3 protein-coding genes are annotated in these 3,087 nt (G+C 73.0%); 2 read left to right on the top strand and 1 reads right to left on the bottom strand.

Annotated elements, in window-relative coordinates:
• Positions 1-383 precede the first annotated feature (383 nt).
• Together dapA and FNH09_RS45735 are read left to right on the top strand one after the other, a co-directional pair.
• Positions 384-1,286, top strand: a complete 903-nt coding sequence (dapA, locus tag FNH09_RS45740; RefSeq protein ID WP_152895773.1) for a 4-hydroxy-tetrahydrodipicolinate synthase — start codon at positions 384-386, stop codon at positions 1,284-1,286.
• Between the two features lie 120 nt (positions 1,287-1,406).
• Positions 1,407-1,910, top strand: coding sequence for a hypothetical protein (locus FNH09_RS45735; protein WP_152895772.1), 504 nt, complete (start codon positions 1,407-1,409; stop codon positions 1,908-1,910).
• Between the two features lie 59 nt (positions 1,911-1,969).
• On the opposite strand, the gene dapD is transcribed toward FNH09_RS45735, so the two are convergent.
• Entirely contained in the window at positions 1,970-2,959 is a 990-nt protein-coding gene (dapD, locus tag FNH09_RS45730) for a 2,3,4,5-tetrahydropyridine-2,6-dicarboxylate N-succinyltransferase (protein WP_152895771.1), read from the bottom strand.
• Between the last annotated feature and the right edge of the window lie 128 nt (positions 2,960-3,087).

Genomic DNA, 3,087 nt, shown 5'->3' with positions numbered 1-3,087 from the left:
GGGGTGGCGGAAGCGGAGACGGAGGGGGCGGCGGTGGCTTCCACGTCCACTGCCTCACGGGGGAGTTCGAGTTCGTCCGGACGGGCCTGCGGCCGCTCCTGCGCGACACCGGTGGCGAGTGCCTTGCCGAGTTTCATGACGCCTCCCATGACAGGGGTCTGTGACCGTCATGGCCATAGTGACCCATGAAGGCCCGAAGGGGACACAGTGCCTCGACCAACCCCGTCGGTCGCGCCCGCCGCCGGGCACCCGGCCGGAACGGCGAGACGGCCGGACCGAGGAGGTCGCCACCGCTCCGCCCCCTCCACCTCTCAGGGATCCTTACCAATACCTCGCAGCAGAATTAAGTGGATCTACACGATCGTTCTGCCGAGACTGACCCCATGACGCACACCGGTTCCTCCGCCCCGCCCTTCGGCCGCGCCCTCTGCGCCATGATCACGCCGTTCACCGAGGCGGGCGCGCTCGACCTCGACGGTGCGGGGCGACTGGCCGCGCTGCTGGTGGCGGAAGGCTGCGACGGGCTCGTCCTGTCCGGCACCACCGGCGAGTCGCCGACCACGACCGACGCCGAGAAGTCGGCGCTGATCAGGGCCGTCCGGGCGGCGGTGGGCGACCGGGTGCCGTTGCTCGCCGGTGTGGGCACCTCCGACACCCGGCACACCGTGGAACTCGCCCGGTCGGCGGAGCGGGCCGGTGCGGACGCGGTGCTGGTGGTGACCCCCTACTACAGCAGGCCCCCGCAGGACGCGGTCGAGGAGCACTTCAGGGAGGTGGCGGACGCCAGTGGCCTGCCGGTCGTGCTGTACGACATCCCCGGCCGCACCGGCACCCGTATCGAGCCCGACACGATGGTCCGCCTCGCCGAACACCCCAGGATCGTCGCGGTCAAGGACTGCTCCTACGACTTCCTCGGCACCCAGAAGGTGCTGTCCCGCACGGACCTGGCGTACTACGCGGGCTGCGACGAGCACAACCTCGCCCTGTACGCGGTGGGCGCCGCCGGATACGTCAGCACGGTCGCGAACGTCGTCCCGCGCCACCTGCGTTCGGTACTGGACGCGTTCGACGCGGGCGACACGGAGGGGGCGGCCCGGCTCCAGCGGCGGGCCGTCCCCCTCATCGAGTCGATGATGGCCTCGGGCCTGCCGGGCGCCGTCACCGCCAAGGCGCTCCTGGGCGCCCTCGGCCTACCGGCCGGCCCGGTCCGCGCACCGCTGCGGCCCGCGGGCCGCGAGGCGGTCGACGGACTGCTGGCGGAGTACGGACGCCTCGTCGCCGACTGACGACCCGCAAAGGGCCGGGTACGAGTCCGGTCAGTGCCGGTCATCGCGTACGAGTCGGAGGTCCGCCGCCCGTCGAAAACGACCGCGCGCCCCTAGCCCCCACTGCCGTACGGTGACCGGATGAGCCGCCCTCTGCTCTTCCTCGACGTCGACGGCCCGCTCAACCCGTACGCCGCGCAAGCAGAGCGACGGCCCGCCGGTTACACGACGATCCGGGCCGCGGTACGGCCGGGGCGGCCGCTGCGGGTCTGGCTGAACCGGGAACACGGCGCGGCGCTGCTCGCCCTGCCGTTCGAGCTGTGCTGGGCCACGACCTGGATGGACGAGGCGAACCGCTGGATCGCGCCAGTCATAGGACTGCCCGCACTGCCGTACGTCGACTTCGGCGCCCAGCTGTTCGCGTATCGGCCCGACGGGGTGCACTGGAAGACCGAGGCGATCGTGGCGTACGCCGGGGACCGCCCCTTCGCCTGGGTGGACGACGAGCAGAGCCAGGCCGACGACGCGTACGTGACCGCCCACCACCCCGGCCCCGCCCTGCTGCACCACGTCGACCCACGCATCGGGCTGCGGCCGGACGACTTCGCGACGCTGGCCCGCTTCGCGGCCGGACTGCCGGGGTGACACGAGCGCCCTCCCGGCCCCCAAGGGGGGACGGAAGGGCGCTCGCGCGGGTGCGGTGATCAGTTGTGGCTGTGCAGGACCTCGTTCAAGCCGCCCCACTCCGCGTTGTTCGGGCGGCCCTCGACCGTGCCGGTGACCGAGTTGCGGCGGAAGAGGATGTTGGAGGCGCCGGACAGTTCGCGGGCCTTGACGATCTCGCCGTCGGGCAGCGTGACGCGGGTGCCGGCGGTCAGGTACAGGCCCGCCTCGACCACGCAGTCGTCGCCGAGGGCGATGCCCACGCCGGCCTCGGCGCCGACCAGGGAGCGCTCGCCGATGGCGACGCGCTGCTTGCCGCCGCCGGAGAGGGTGCCCATGGTGGAGGCGCCGCCGCCGATGTCCGAGCCGTCGCCGACCACGACGCCCTGCGAGATGCGGCCCTCGACCATGGAGGTGCCCAGGGTGCCGGCGTTGAAGTTGACGAAGCCCTCGTGCATCACGGTGGTGCCGGCCGCGAGGTGGGCGCCGAGGCGGACGCGGTCGGCGTCGGCGATGCGGACGCCGGCCGGGGCCACGTAGTCGGTCATGCGCGGGAACTTGTCCACGCCGAAGACGCCGAGGTGCAGGCCGCGCGCGCGGGCGGCCAGACGCACGGTCTCCAGGGTGTCCACGGCGACCGGGCCGAGCGAGGTCCAGGCGACGTTGGCGAGGAAGCCGAAGATGCCGTCCAGGTTCTGCTCGTTCGGCTTGACCAGCCGGTGCGAGAGCAGGTGCAGACGCAGGTAGACATCGTGCGTGTCGAGCGGCTTGTCGTCGAGCGAGGAGATGACCGTACGGACCGCGACGATCTCCACGCCGCGCACCTCGTCCTTGCCGAGGGCGGCGACGCCGTGCTCACCGAGCAGCTCACGGGTGCGTTCGTCGTCGAGCCGCTCGGTGCCGGCGGGGCCCGGGGCGGCGGACAGCTCGGGCGCGGGGAACCAGGTGTCGAGAACGGTGCCGTCGGCGGCGACGGTGGCGAGCCCGGCGGCCACGGCGCCGGTGGTGCGAGGAGCAGTCGTTTCGGTCATGAGGGAAACCTAACCGGCCGGGGGGCCGGGAGGCCAACCAGCCGGGGGCCGTCTCAGGTGGCGGGCGACGACGCCCCGGACGGGGTACGCCGGGCGCCGGTGCCCCGGTCCCGCCAGGCCCTTCCCGC

It is taken from the genome of Streptomyces adustus (assembly GCF_009377175.1).
Lineage (GTDB): Bacteria > Actinomycetota > Actinomycetes > Streptomycetales > Streptomycetaceae > Streptomyces > Streptomyces adustus.
This window is presented reverse-complemented; position numbering and strand designations above follow the sequence as displayed.